The organism is Nonomuraea insulae (assembly GCF_042656245.1).
This window is the reverse complement of the sequence record NZ_JBHSPA010000027.1, coordinates 322,081-334,434: the sequence shown is the minus strand read 5'-3', so window position 1 is coordinate 334,434 and position 12,354 is coordinate 322,081. Positions and strand designations below refer to the sequence as shown.

The window sequence follows — 12,354 nt, the reverse complement described above, 5'->3', positions numbered from 1 at the left end:
CCTATCCCCTCACGGGTTGTGGGGGGATGGCCGTGCCGTCCTCGTCCGGGATCGGGCGGCCGATCCTGATCTCGCCGACGCAGGCGCCCTGGCCGCCGAGTGTGCGGATGGCCAGCTCGGTGCCCTCGCCGTTGAGCTGGGCGAACGTCCTGCCGAGGTCCTTGCCAGCGGGAACCTGCGCGACTCCGAGGCCGAGGCGTACCGACAGGGTGGTCTCGGCCGCGTTCAGGTAGGAGATCTGCGCCGTGTACGCGCCGCCGGTCAGCGGCGCGGGAAGGCGGAAACGGACCTCTTGAGGGCCGACCGGCACGCAGGAGCCGCGCTGCCTGATCGTGAGGCCGTCGATGGCCACCGGCCGCAGGCGGCCCCGCGCGTCGAACGTCAGGGGGTTCTGCAGGGGGCCGGAGAGCTGCCGCGTCCAGGCCACCGGCCACGGGTCCGGCACGCCGAGGAGCCTGGAGTGCAGGGCGTAGTCGTGAAAGAAGACCGCGGCGGCGACCCCGGGCGGCACGTGGGTGTCGAGCACGGCCGTGCCGTCGGGCACGCGGGAGAGCGCCTGCCTGGCCGTCTCCACGTAGCCGCGGGCGGTGCTGCCGAGGGGGCGGTCGGCGTACGCGGTGGCCGAGAACAGCGAGCCCGCGGCGACGACGGCGGCCAGCGGCGTCCAGGCCCATCGGAGCGGCGAGCGGGAGCGTAGCCAGGGCCGTTCCTCGCCGTCGAGCGGGATGAAGGCCAGGCCCGCGACGATGGCGACGACGGTGGCGGTGGCGGCCAGGTACCGCAGCTCGTACCCGAGCACGCCGGGACCGAGCAGGTCGATGCGTCCCAGCAGGACGGGCACCACGTCGGCGAGCAGGAAGTAGCCCAGCAACATCGACCACGCGAGCCAGGCCCGCCGCCGGTAGAGCACCGACACCGCCACCACGATCGCCGCGACGCCGAGCGCGGCCCAGGCCAGGGGCTCGGGCGTGGCGGCCATGGCGTAGTCGTCCTCGATCGGCCGCCACTGCCACGGCCCGCCCAGCGCGGACGGGACCAGCGCCCGGCTCCCCAGCACCCACGCGAACTCCCCCGCCACCCCGAGGCCGGGCAGCTTCGGGGTCTGCGTCGCGTCGTTGATCTGGACGGAGCCGAACAACCCGGTGAAGAAGACCCACGAGTACGCCACCAGGATCACCGCGTACGGCACCCATGCCCGCCACAACCGCCACCAGGCGGGCTTCAGCCAGATCGCGGTGATCACCAGCATCAGCACCGGGATGAACGCGGCCTTGACGAAGAACAGCAGCCCGAACACCGTCCAGGCGCACGCCGCGACGACATGCCGCGCCCGCCCGTCGCGCACGTACAGGACGTGGGCCGACAGCGCCATCGGCAGCGCGAGTTGCAGCGGCAGCGTCTCCAGGACCGCCGCCCACCACGAGAGCGACGGGATCGTCATGGGGGTCAGCAGATAGAGGCCGAGCGGCACCAGGATCGCCGGCCGCGCCCCGAACAGCAGGCGCAACAGCCGCAGCAACGCCAGGCTCGCCCCGGCCTGCAGCACCATCGTCGTGCTGTGGGCGAGCAGCTCGTTGTAGCCGCCGAGGCGGGCCATCGCCCAGGAGATGCCGAAGCCGCCGGGCAGCAGGTGGCCCACGTCCACCCACATGAGGTAGTCCCAGGTGAAGCCGCTCTCCTGGCCGCGGATGATGTAGTGGAAGTCGTCCTGCCGGAAGTAGGTCTGCCTGACCAGCTCGAACTTCCACACGAGCTGCACCGCGACCATCACCAGCCCGGCGGCCAGCACGGCGTCGCCGGCGCGTAATCGCCGGCTCACCCCGTCGGCCTGCGCCGTCGTCGTCCCCATCAGCCGGCCGCCTGGGAGAGGCGGTAGCGGGAGGGCGGGATGCCGTAGCGGTCGATGAACGCCTGCCGCAACGTCTCCGCCGTCCCGAACCCGCAGCGCACCGCCACCGCGGCCATCGGCAGCGAGGTGGTGGCGAGCAGATGGGCGGCGGCCTCGGTACGGGTCTGCCTGACGTAGCGGCCGGGCGTCTGGCTCAGGTGTTTGAGGAAGAGCCGGGTCAGGTGCCGCTCGCTGACGCCCGCCTCCGCCGCCAGCGCGGCCGTGCCCAGGTCTTCGCGCAGATGGGCGGAGATGTAGGCGATGGTCCGCTTGACCAGGCTGTTGGCCGGTGAGGGGGCGTCCACGAACATGCTCATCTGCGCCTGGTTGCCGGGCCGCTGGAGGTAGGTGACCAGGTTCCTGGCGACGGTCCTGGCCAGCTCGGGGCCGTTGTCCTCCTCGACGAAGGCGAGCGTGAGGTCGAGCGCGGCCGTGACGCCGGCGGAGGTGGCGACGTTGCCGTCGCGGATGAAGATCGGGTCGGGGTCCACGATGACGGCGGGGAAGCGGCTGGCCAGCACGTGCGCCTGGTTCCAGTGGGTGGTGGCGCGGCGTCCGTCGAGCAGGCCGGTGGCGGCCAGGATGTAGGCTCCCGTGCAGACCGAGGCCACCCGGCGGCTCTCGCGGGCCAGCCTGCGGATGTGGCCCACGACCAGTGGGTTGGCGGCGGCGTCCTCGTGGCCGATCCCGCCCGAGATCACGAGCGTGTCGAGCGGCCCGGTGATCCGCTCCAGGGCGAGCTGGGCGTGCAGGGTCAGCGCGGTGCCGGTGACGATGGGGTGGCCGCCGGGGGTGGCCACGCGGTATTCGTAGTAGGGCTGCGCGCCGTGCCAGTTGGCGCCTTCCAGCGTCGAGGTGATGCAGGCGATGTCGAGTAACTCGGCCGCCTCGTACGCCACGACCACGACCCGTCTCGGCTCCATGATCCGACTGTAGGTCCGAAGGACGAAGAACCCAAGTTTCCGGACCTCCTCCCCCGCTTCCCTTGGCCTCCCGCACCCCGGCGGGACACAGTCGGTGCATGACAACGACCACCGCCAAGACCGGCCGCCGCTGGGGCAGGTTCGCCCTCCACTACGCCGAGATGATCATCGCCATGTTCGTCGGCATGTTCGCGCTCGGCGCGCTCCAGTCCGCCGTCGGGCTCGGCGTCTCCCACGCCGAGCAGCCGGAGCTCTGGTATCTCTCGATGGCCTTGAACATGTCCGTCGGCATGGCCGCGTGGATGCGGTTCCGCGGGCACGGCTGGGCGCCCACGCTGGAGATGTGCGCGGTCATGTTCGCGCCGGTCGTGCCCCTCTTCCCGCTGCTGTGGCTGGGGGTCATCGACGGCGGCGCGCTCATGATCGTCTCGCACGTGGCGATGTTCCCGCTCATGCTCATCGCGATGCTGCGCCGCCTCGACGAGTACGCCGGCTGCGCTCATTGAGCGCCTTGCGGTACAGGTCGAGGACGTCCTGCCGGAGCAGGTGCCCGAATCCGGCCCGCTTGATCCGCATGCCCAGCTCGGGCTCACTGATCCCGAGGGCGGCGGCGGTGCCGGACATGCTCCACTCGTGCTCGTGCAGCCGGCTCAGCAGGTAGCCTCGCCGGCTCTGCTGCTCCGACAGCCTGAACGTCTTCAGGTAGGCCAGGCGCCCGTCCCCGTCGGTGATCGTCTCCCCGATGTGGTTGTCGGCCTTGCGCTCGAACGACGGCAGGAAACGGCTCAGCGTGAACCGGCCCATCCGATGGACCTCCTCCACCCGCGCGGGGGCGCGGAGGAGCCCGCCCGTCATCACCGAGTCGTGGAACTCGGCCCACTCGCGCTCCCGCAGCCCGGCCTGGTCCCGCAGGTCGCTCAGCGAGGACACCCGGCTCTCGTCGATCACCGCGGGGAAGTCTCTGGCGGGGTGGAGCAGGGCGTACTCGTAGATGAGGTCGCCGAACAGGTCGTCGACGAGCGTCGGGTGCAGCAGCCGGTAGTCCTCCGGATGCGGCACCACGAAGGCGCAGGCCAGCGCGTCAGCGGTGTACAGCAGCAGCCCGCACTGCCCCGGGTAGATCTCGAACACCTTGAGCGCGTCCTCCAGCCCGCGCACCTCGGCGCCGCTGTAGGCGGCTTCGGCCCGGGGGGACAGGCCGTTCGCCACCGCCTGGCGCGACCACTCCTCCCACGCGATCACGGGACCGCCGAAGTGCAGCGCGAGGAAGCCCTCCAGAGCCAGGTGCAGGGGCAGGAACCTGAGCCGGTTCCTGTCCACCCGGCGGGCCATCCCGCGGTCCATCCTGCGCCGCGTCCTGATGGGCATGTGGGGCCCCGGGTCGCCGATCCGGGTGCCGTACGCGGCGGCCGGGGTGCCGTCCTCCGTCCACGACGCGACGAAGGCGTGCGGGATGTACGAGGTGTAGTAGGAGCGGTCCGGCAGGGACACCGCGGCGAACTCGTCGTACATCAGGGCGTGCAGGCGCAGGTCCTCGATGGGCTCGCGGCGGACGAGCGGCACCAGCCGCATCGCGCCCCACGTCTGCGCGGGCCGCGTCTCCAGCCCCGTGAAGTCGATCATCGCCGCGCCGCCCGGTCCGCCAGGTACGCGCGCAACTCCGCGAGCCCGGTCCGCCCCTCCGCGAACCTGGCCAGCTCCACCAGCGCGGGCAGGTCCTCCGCGTCGCGGATGCCGGCCGTCGGCACCATCGCCGACAGCCGCCCCACGTCGAACCGCCCGGCGTCGTAGACCGGGTTCACGTGCACGATGCCCACCTCGCCGGCGGGATCGAGCTTGCGCCGCCAGACGCGCAGCACCTCGGCCGCCAGCCCCGGCGGCGCGTTGTCCCAGCCGTCGGAGACGACGACGAGCAGGTCGGGACGCTGTTCGAGCGCGTCGATGACCCGCCGCCCGAGCGGTGTGGGCCCGGTCGGGCGCACCAGGATCGGGTCCGGCCCGCCCGACACCCACAGGCCGCGGTAGGTCCCGGCCAGCGCCTCCAGCAGGTAGTGGCAGGCCAGCGCGACCGCGAGCGGCCGGCGCCGCTTCACCGTCGAGCCGAAGGAGGAGAAGCTGTCGTCCAGCACCGCCGCCACGCTCCCCCAGGTGCCGGCCCGCGCCCCGGCCGCCCGCGCCGCCGACGCCCGCAGCGCCGCCACCAACTCGGTACGCCGCCGCGCCCGCTCCCCGCCTGCCAGCGACAACACGTAGGAGGCCACCCTGACCAGCGGCATCGCGGCCAGGTCCGCCTCGGTGCGCCCGCCGTCCCGCTCCGCCGACTTCGTCAGCCGCAGCCGCTCCAGCCGGGTCAGGCGAGGCGCGATGCGCTCCAGGAAGACGGCTCTGCTGATGCCGTGGCGGGCGGCGAAGCCCTCGGCGACGGTGTAGGGAAGGTCGTACAGGGCGCCCTTGTCGTAGTGTGCCCGCCGCCAGGCCTCCAGAACGGGCGTGTCGTAGCGGGACCTGCTGAACGGCGCGAACAGGAAGTCGCCCAGCTCGCCCTCGGGCCGCAGGTGCGCGTGCCGCACCGCCGACTTCACCGCGCTGCGGTACTTCACCGCGTCGAACGCCAGGTCGGGCCGCGCGGCGAGCCAGTCGCGCACCAGCGCGCGGGTGCGCCGGTTGTTGACGCCCGCGCGCCGCAACTCCTGGAAGAGCCGGTAGGCGCGGGGCGGGCTCATCCGGCCCAGCCGCCGCGCGATCAGCCGGGCGTCGCCGCTTCCGCCCTTCCGCTTGAGCAGGTTGGCGATGATCAGGGCGGCGTTGTGGTCGTTGATGTCGAGGGCCAGCGTGGCGGCGTACAGGTCGGGGTAGTTGCCGTGGATGTAGCTGTGCAGGAAGGCGAGGGAGAGCCGCTGCTCGCCGGCCGCGCTGTGGAACTCACGCTGGCCGGTCGAGGTGATCGCCGCGTTCGCGAAGAGCAGCACGTCCTCGCATTCGATCAGGTCGGCGTAGGTCTCCATCGGCTCCCCCGGGGTTGGAGACTGGCCGGGGAATGGGGGCACGAGCTGCGAAGCATCGCTTAATAGGCGGTTTCCGGAAGTCGCACCGAAGTCCCGCGGCCAGTCTGGTTCCGGACCTTACCCGGCGTCCGGCACCGACGCGACGCGATTAACGGCCGGCCGCTGGCCGGGTCCTGATCTGGCCCAGCGCCGTGTTCCTGTCCCGGATGTCGGAGATCAGCACGTGCGCGACCAGCAGCAGCCCGAGGCAGAGGATGTCGGCCCCCCACCAGGGGATCTCGGCGAGCAGCAGGTAGCCCTGGCCGTCGCTCAGCGACCTGATGACCACCGTCACCACGGCCACCACCACGGTGACCAGCAGCCAGGTCCACCAGCGCGGCAGGCTGCCCTTGTTCCACAGCCGGACCCGCCAGTTCATGAAGACCGCGAGCACGCCGAGCAGGGCGCAGAACCCGATCAGCCACCAGGGCAGGGCGAAGGCGTTCTGCTCGGCGATCTGATCCCGCGTGGTGCGCAGTTCGGCCTCGGCCACCCGCTGGGCGCGTACGGCGGCGTCGAGCCGCTTCTCGAGCTGGGCCACGCTCTGCTGCTGGCGCGGGGGCGGCGTCGCGCCCTCGGTCGGCAACATCCGCGTCACGACGGTGAGCATGATCGCCACGAAGGACAGCGCGAGCACGATGGCCATGAACAGGTCGATGAAGCGCAGGTCGAGCGGTGGTGCGAACGACCTGGCGGGCCGCCTCCTCACGGCTCCCTCACCAGGGTGTATTTCTGCGGCCGGCTCTCCACAGCGCTCAGCCGCTCCACCGCGGTGCGCAGCGCGTCGAGCCCCTTGACCAGCTCCTCCGTCCTGCCGCGGGACATGGCCAGCTCGTGCGTGAGCCCCTGCACGTGGGCCAGCTCCCGCGTGAGCCCCTGGATCCCGGGCACGGAGGCGCCCGCCTCCTTCGCGGGCAGGCGCGCGATGTAGATCAGGAACACCTCGTCGGCGGCCACGACGCCTGACCGCTCCGCCCGCTCGACCAGGGCCATCGCGCCGAAGGCGAGCACGCTCAGGAACAGCGCGATCATGGTGACGCCGAACGCGGAGGCCAGTTCGGGCAACACGTGCTGCTTGAGCGCGGTGATCAGCACGCCGGGGTCGCCCTGGCTGTCCAGGGCGTCGGAGAACGAGCCCACCATGGACGCCATCGTCAGCGCGGTGCCGATGAACCCGAAGACCGGCAGCGCCCAGATGAGCGCGTGGTCGATGTGGTTCTTGTTGGCCATCTCGCTCTCGTCGAGCGCGGAGCGGGCGCTGAGCACCGACTCGGCGTCGCTACCGGCCTCTGCCGCCTCCTTGAACAGCTTGAGCCGCCGCCCCACCAGCGTGTCCTCGCTCGGCCGCACCGACGAGACGTTCGCCACGGCCCGCGCCGTCGCGGCGCTCTCCCGGCGGAGATCCGGCACGGCCCTGGCGATCCGGAGCACGGTGATCAGGAACACCGCGATGATGAGCGTGACCACCAGCTCCGCCGCCGGCGGGGCCGTGGACGCGCCCACGAACTCCAGCAGCGCCTTCACGGCTCCGGCCACCAGCAACACAGCGGACACCATCAGGCTCACCACAGGCGCGAACACCGAGTGACGCCAGTCGTACCTTGACACCCTTCAACCCCACTCCGGCACAGGACTTGTCAAAGGAACACCTAAGCACACGTACTGCAATGATTGGTGACGGAGTGGCAGATTTGTGGCGTCATTCTGGCCGCGGACCGCCTTGCGGACAGATGTCCGCAAGGCGGACACCGCCGGGGACCGCGCCGCGACCCGCCAGGAAATGGGAAATACCGAATACCGCTCGGTGCATTCTGCGAACGGCGGCGGTTTTAGGTTCTAGCCAGGTTAATAGGCAGTTAAGGACGGTCGCGAAACGGCGTACGAGATTTCCGCGTCGTTCTCCGGCTATAGGGTTTTCCTACCGGGCAAATTATGATGGGCCTCGTGATCCGGTCAGCCGGGGAGAAGGACATCGGCGTCCTGATGGCCGAGGACGTCGCAATGTTGCGCCATGCACTGGTCTCGTTACTCAACCTGGAGCCCGATATTCAGGTGCTCGTGGAGGTCGAGGCGGGAGACGAGGTGTTGCCGGCGGCGCGGAAGCATCGCCCGCAGGTGGCCGTGATCGACATCAACATGCCCCGGCTGAACGGGCTCGACGCCGCCGCGCAACTGCGTGTGCACCTGCCGGAGGTGCGGGTGCTCATCCTCACCAGCCTCGGCAAACCGGGAATCCTGCGGAAGGTGCTCACCGCGCAGGTGTCCGGGTTCATCCTCAAGGACGGGCCTCCCGAGCAGCTCGCGCAGGCCATCAGGGACGTCTTCCAGGGCAAGCGCGTGATCGATCCGCAGCTCGCCCTCATGGCCTGGGACAGCGGCGAGAACCCGCTGAGCAACAGGGAGGCGGAGGTGCTCAGGCTGACCGGGCGGGGCGAGAACCCCGAGGAGATCGCCAAGAAGCTCTTCCTGTCGACCGGGACCATCCGCAACTACCTGACCACCAGCGTGACCAAGCTCAACGCCCGCAACAAGATCGACGCCCTGCGCATCGCGGAGGAGATGGGCTGGTTGTGACGCTCAGCGCCTCTTGGCCCAGCGGCCGCGCAGGCGCCCGGCGGGGCTCTCCTTGCCGTCCTGGGAAGCGGGCGGGGCGGGAGGACGGGCGGGCACTTCGACCAGTAACTGGAATCTACGATCGGGCAGCGTCCCGGCCGTGAGCCGGCCGCCCAGCGTCTCCGCGCGCATGACGAGGTTGGCGATCCCGCTGCCGATGCAGTCCTCACCCATGTCGCTGCGCAGGCCGTCGTTGGTGACGAGCAGGCGTACCTGGTCGGAGGTGCGCTCGACGGCGATCTCGCAGACCGTGGCGTCGGTGTGGCGCAGGATGTTCGTGGCGCCCTCGCGCAGGGCCGTCGAGAGGGCGGTGCTGGCCTGTTCGTACAGCTCGGCCATGTCCGGCGGGGACTTGATCGTGATGTCGATGCCGGCGGCGCCCAGGATCGACCTGGCCGACTTCAGCTCCGCGTCCAGCGACAACTGACGGTAGCCGCTGGACACCCTGCGTACGTCGGCCAGCGCCTGCCGGGCGATGTTGAGCACGTCGTCGAGCTCGTCCACGGCCCGCGCCCAGGTGTCGCGGCCCAGCCGGCGGGACAGCTCGATCTTGAGGATGATCGTGGACAGGCTGTATCCCAGCAGGTCGTGCAGGTCACGGGCGAACCTCAGGCGCTCCTTCTCCACCGCCATCTGCGCCATCTTGGCCCGTGACTGGTCGAGCTCCCCGACCGTCTCCGACAGCCGGATCAGGCCGTAAAGGATCAGGGCCCCGTTGACCGAGGCGCTGAGCACATAGGTGAGGGACCACGGGTCGAACCCGTCGAACACGCCCTGCAGGACCACGTTGCTGAGCACGATGGCCCCGAAGGCGGACCAGGCCGCCCTCGAGGTCAGCGCCAGCAGGCAACTGCTCGCCAGCACGCTCGGCATGCTCAGCCAGCCGCTGCCCAGCCAGTAGAGCGGCAGGTAGACCAGGACCGCCTGGATGACCAGCGCGGTCCTCCTGTGCCGTCCGTTGCGCCGGTCCGCACGCGCGAAGTGGAGCACCTGCATCAGCAGGATGACGACCATGTCGATCAGGCTGACGAGGACGAACGGAGTGGGTTTGCCCGAGCTGATGATTTTGATGGCGTCGACGATTCCGTAACTGGCGATCACGACCGCGACAATGGTTCGCGCCAGTCTCGGGGCCAGTCGAATTTCCCCCAGAGCAGTGGACCAGTTCTGTGGTTTCCTGTCCTGCTCGACCACGTGTCGGCCCTCCGGCCCCCGTATATGACGCCATGAGCGTAACCGACCCGTCGGGTAATTCCGAGCTACACGAACAACGGCACAGGATTCAGCTCCTCGTACGGCGTCGCCGCCGCGAGACGGCCCATCCGCACCGGAACGTCGAAGAGCCTGCCCGGGCCGAACCGCGCCCAGAAATGCCGCAGACCGGGCACCACGACCCTGGCGACGGGCAACTCGATGTCGGGCCTGGTCTGGTCGAGCACGAGCACCTCCATTCCCTGGCGGGCGATCGCGGCGACGCCGGCCCGCACGTCGTCCAGCAGGTCCCCGGTGGGCGTCCACGCGTGGGCGGCGGCAGGCCTGGCGGGGTCAGGGAGCAGATACGGGTGCTCCTCGACCGTGGCCTCACGCCACCAGCGCGTCGCCTCGGGGTCGGTCAGGCCGTACTCGTCGCCCAGGACCAGCGGGAGGAGCTGGTTCACCTCGGTCAGCGCGCGGCGCAGCGCCAGGTGCGGGTCGAAGTGGGCGCCGAAGCCGAACACGATCTCCTCCGGCCGCTCCCCCACCCGCCGGGAGAAGGCGGCCACCACGGGGATGCCGAGGTCGGTGGTGAGGTCGAGCGCCCAGATCACGCGCCCGAGCCCGGCATGACCCTCGTGCTGCCGGGCGATCCACCGGTCGGCGAACGCGTCGATGTCCACGGCCGGCTGCCGGGTGCGGTTGTACCACCATACGGCCACGGCATCCCGCTCGACGAGCTCCAGGAGCCCCTGGAGAACGGCGTCCTCCAGGCTGCTGCCCGCCGCCGCGCCGTTGGAGTCCGCGCGGGTGAAACCGTGTCCGGACTCCGGCGGCGTGCCGTAGTAGAGCATCGAGGTGGGCAAGAGGACCTGCCTGTCGTGGGTGAGCGACCAGAGCGGCGTCCAGTCGATGGGGACCCTCTCGTCGAGCGGTTCGCACACGTCCTGGGTGGGCGCGTGGGTGGCGTTCCATTCGGCCCGGCCGGCGTACTGGCGCTCGTCGTAGAGCTGGCAGGCGTTGGGATGCACGGCCAGCTCGCGCACCTGCTCGTAACCGGCGCGCAGGCGGGCCTCGTCCCCGTGGAAGGTGCCCGAGCGGCGTTCCAGCGCCTCGCACAACGCGCTGACCCGGGCGTCCAGATCGGTCACCCCCTTGCCGCCGTTCCTCCTGCGCAGGCTCGGGCGCATGGCTCCCGGGCGGGTCGGCCTGAGCATGGGGTTCTCGTCGGCCACGTACACGTGGGTGAACTCCGGCGCGCGGGGGTGCGGCCGCAGCTCGGCCACCAGGCCCGTGACGGGGCTGATCAGATGCCGGTAACGGTCGTAGACCTCCTGCCCGGTGCTGGAGCGGTGGCCGCCGCCTTCGCAGGAGACCTTCCGCCTGGACCCGAGCAGGACCGGCTGCCACGACCGCCGCAGGACCAGCCGCGGGTCCCCGCAGGTCTCGCACTCCGGCCTGCGGTCGAGCTGGTGGCGCCGGCTGCGCATGCGCAGGGTGTCGAACGTGCGGATGTCGCGCTGGCCTGGCTCCCGCAGCCCGGCCGCCCACTGGATCGCGGCCAGCATCGCCAGGCCGAACCCCATGTCCAGGCTCACCGTGATGCTCACCGCCGGGCGGGGCGCCGGCCTGGTCTCGTTGAGCGCGCGCTGCACCTGCGCCTCCGCCCACCTGTTGCCCCACAGCCGGTGCGACAGGCAGGTCCAGCAGGCGCCCCGGCCCGGCTCGAACACCGGCCCCACCCACAACGTCGTCCCCACCGGCTTGGCCAGCAGCCAGGCGCGCCCGGTGGCCCGGTGCTCGGCGTCCACCGCGGCCAGCCGCGGATCGAGGTAGTCGTCGCAGAGCACGACGGTCAGCTCCGCCCCCGCGCTGATCTCCACGCCCGCCGCGCGGCAGGCCGGCACCGCCCTGGCCGCGTCGACGGAACCGAGGGTCAGGAGCCTGACCGACGTGGCGGCGGCCCGATCGACGGCGACCGCCCCTTCCAGGCCTGCGGCCTCCCAGTACGCGGCGGCCTGGTGGTCGGCCACCTCGGTCGGGTACTCGGCGACCAGGTTGGCCGCCGACAGCCGGGCGACGAGTTCGGCCAGCGCCTCGGGAGCGGCCGCGTCAGGTGCCGCGGAGAGCACCTCGTGCCGCGTCCTCGTACCGTCCAGCAGCCTGGCCAGGAGCTCGACGTGGCTGCCGCGGAGGGCGGTGACGCCCTGCTCGCTGAAGAGATAGGCGCCCTCGCCGGCCACGACGGCCGGTTGGAGGTGCCGTTTGAACCCGAGGACCGTAGTCACCGTGGTCGCCTGCCGTCACCGTCGCCGTCGTGCAGGCACCAGCAGGTGTAGCAGAGATCGGTCGCGACGACCCCGCACGCGTTCAGGTCCCCGGTCAGCCCATCGAATTCGACGATCTCCAATACAAGCGCCGTGGAATTACTCATGGTGCACACCTCTCGAAACGCGCGCCGGATTGGCGGCGGACGCGAGTGATTGTTGGCAATCCACCGGGCAAATTCCACCGGAAATGGCGCGCGTCGCGACATGAAAGATTCATGTCGCAGGCATGATGCCTGCCCTACCTGCGCGGGGACCGGCTCTGTCACTCTGAATGAGCTTGTTGGCACCAACGGGGAAGGTCACCGACGCGCACTCGAAGGGGACAGTGCTTCATGTCCGGTTCCGCCAGTCTCGTCGAATCA

Annotated in this window: 11 protein-coding genes; 2 read left to right on the top strand and 9 right to left on the bottom strand. The window is 70.8% G+C overall.

Going from position 1 to position 12,354, the window contains the following annotated elements; genetic code table 11:
• Nucleotide 1: 1 nt before the first annotated feature.
• On the bottom strand, nt 2-1,849 hold the full coding sequence (locus ACFPZ3_RS23860) for a hypothetical protein (protein WP_379516426.1): 1,848 nt from the start codon (nt 1,847-1,849) through the stop codon (nt 2-4).
• Complete coding sequence (locus ACFPZ3_RS23855) at nt 1,849-2,811, bottom strand: GlxA family transcriptional regulator (RefSeq protein WP_379516425.1); 963 nt, start codon at nt 2,809-2,811, stop codon at nt 1,849-1,851. The genes ACFPZ3_RS23860 and ACFPZ3_RS23855 overlap by 1 nt, the downstream gene beginning before the upstream one ends.
• Before the next feature lie 98 nt (nt 2,812-2,909).
• Here ACFPZ3_RS23855 and ACFPZ3_RS23850 point away from each other — a divergent pair, with 98 nt between their 5' ends.
• Complete coding sequence (locus ACFPZ3_RS23850) at nt 2,910-3,317, top strand: hypothetical protein (protein WP_379516424.1); 408 nt, start codon at nt 2,910-2,912, stop codon at nt 3,315-3,317.
• On the opposite strand, the gene ACFPZ3_RS23845 is transcribed toward ACFPZ3_RS23850, so the two are convergent.
• From ACFPZ3_RS23845 to ACFPZ3_RS23830, 4 genes are all read right to left on the bottom strand, one after another.
• Nucleotides 3,268-4,434, bottom strand: coding sequence for an ARPP-2 domain-containing protein (locus ACFPZ3_RS23845; RefSeq protein WP_379516423.1), 1,167 nt, complete (start codon nt 4,432-4,434; stop codon nt 3,268-3,270). The genes ACFPZ3_RS23850 and ACFPZ3_RS23845 overlap by 50 nt on opposite strands.
• Entirely contained in the window at nt 4,431-5,816 is a 1,386-nt protein-coding gene (locus ACFPZ3_RS23840) for a hypothetical protein (protein WP_379516422.1), read from the bottom strand. The genes ACFPZ3_RS23845 and ACFPZ3_RS23840 overlap by 4 nt, the downstream gene beginning before the upstream one ends.
• Before the next feature lie 148 nt (nt 5,817-5,964).
• On the bottom strand, nt 5,965-6,564 hold the full coding sequence (locus tag ACFPZ3_RS23835; protein ID WP_379516421.1) for a hypothetical protein: 600 nt from the start codon (nt 6,562-6,564) through the stop codon (nt 5,965-5,967).
• Complete coding sequence (locus ACFPZ3_RS23830) at nt 6,561-7,412, bottom strand: hypothetical protein (protein WP_379516420.1); 852 nt, start codon at nt 7,410-7,412, stop codon at nt 6,561-6,563. The genes ACFPZ3_RS23835 and ACFPZ3_RS23830 overlap by 4 nt, the downstream gene beginning before the upstream one ends.
• Nucleotides 7,413-7,799: 387 nt before the next feature.
• Between ACFPZ3_RS23830 and ACFPZ3_RS23825 the strand changes: the two genes are divergently transcribed.
• On the top strand, nt 7,800-8,429 hold the full coding sequence (locus ACFPZ3_RS23825) for a response regulator transcription factor (protein WP_379516419.1): 630 nt from the start codon (nt 7,800-7,802) through the stop codon (nt 8,427-8,429).
• A gap of 3 nt (nt 8,430-8,432) precedes the next feature.
• Here ACFPZ3_RS23825 and ACFPZ3_RS23820 read toward each other — a convergent pair whose 3' ends face one another.
• The 3 genes from ACFPZ3_RS23820 to ACFPZ3_RS23810 all read right to left on the bottom strand — a co-directional run bounded on the left by ACFPZ3_RS23820 (nt 8,433) and on the right by ACFPZ3_RS23810 (nt 12,096).
• Complete coding sequence (locus tag ACFPZ3_RS23820) at nt 8,433-9,569, bottom strand: sensor histidine kinase (protein WP_379516418.1); 1,137 nt, start codon at nt 9,567-9,569, stop codon at nt 8,433-8,435.
• A 158-nt stretch (nt 9,570-9,727) separates the two neighbouring features.
• Nucleotides 9,728-11,950: a TOMM precursor leader peptide-binding protein gene (locus ACFPZ3_RS23815; protein WP_379516417.1), complete on the bottom strand. Its 2,223-nt coding sequence runs from the start codon at nt 11,948-11,950 to the stop codon at nt 9,728-9,730.
• Entirely contained in the window at nt 11,947-12,096 is a 150-nt protein-coding gene (locus tag ACFPZ3_RS23810; protein ID WP_379516416.1) for a hypothetical protein, read from the bottom strand. Before ACFPZ3_RS23810 ends, ACFPZ3_RS23815 begins: the two co-directional genes overlap by 4 nt.
• Nucleotides 12,097-12,354 lie beyond the last annotated feature (258 nt).

Excerpts from the sequence above, each read along its gene's own strand:
- ACFPZ3_RS23860 (WP_379516426.1), bottom strand. The coding sequence starts at position 1,849 with ATGGGGACGACGACGGCGCAGGCCGACGGGGTGAGCCGGCGATTACGC.
- ACFPZ3_RS23855 (WP_379516425.1), bottom strand. The coding sequence starts at position 2,811 with ATGGAGCCGAGACGGGTCGTGGTCGTGGCGTACGAGGCGGCCGAGTTA.
- ACFPZ3_RS23850 (WP_379516424.1), top strand. The coding sequence starts at position 2,910 with ATGACAACGACCACCGCCAAGACCGGCCGCCGCTGGGGCAGGTTCGCC.
- ACFPZ3_RS23845 (WP_379516423.1), bottom strand. The coding sequence starts at position 4,434 with ATGATCGACTTCACGGGGCTGGAGACGCGGCCCGCGCAGACGTGGGGC.
- ACFPZ3_RS23840 (WP_379516422.1), bottom strand. The coding sequence starts at position 5,816 with ATGGAGACCTACGCCGACCTGATCGAATGCGAGGACGTGCTGCTCTTC.
- ACFPZ3_RS23830 (WP_379516420.1), bottom strand. The coding sequence starts at position 7,412 with ATGGTGTCCGCTGTGTTGCTGGTGGCCGGAGCCGTGAAGGCGCTGCTG.
- ACFPZ3_RS23810 (WP_379516416.1), bottom strand. The coding sequence starts at position 12,096 with ATGAGTAATTCCACGGCGCTTGTATTGGAGATCGTCGAATTCGATGGG.